The sequence below is a fragment of the Stenotrophomonas sp. 3diitr2024 genome (assembly GCF_042136455.1).
In the GTDB taxonomy this organism is placed as follows: domain Bacteria; phylum Pseudomonadota; class Gammaproteobacteria; order Xanthomonadales; family Xanthomonadaceae; genus Stenotrophomonas; species Stenotrophomonas sepilia.
Window position 1 is genome coordinate 1 of the sequence record NZ_JBHHMJ010000009.1, and the last position, 269, is coordinate 269.

Sequence of the window (269 nt, forward strand, 5' to 3'; positions counted from 1 at the left end):
GTAATGGATCGGCGCCGGTACCCACAGCCGCTCCAGCGATTGCACCGCCATCAGCGCGGCGACGCCAAGCAGGGCGATGGCGCTGGTATAGCCGGCCAGGATCTCGATCTTCCAGGTACCGAAGGCGAAGCGCGGGTCGTCCTTGCGCGTGACCGGGCCATCGGCATACGGCCAGGCGTAGTCCAGGCGCAGTTGCAGGTGTTGACCCAGGCGCAGCTGCGCGCCCAGGCCGACCGAGGCCAGGTTGTACTTGTCGCGCTGTTCGGGCA

General features: G+C 67.7%; 1 pseudogene. It reads right to left on the bottom strand.

Annotated elements, in window-relative coordinates:
• Positions 1–269, bottom strand: a pseudogene (locus ABGA94_RS00040) (hypothetical protein); the annotation flags it as partial.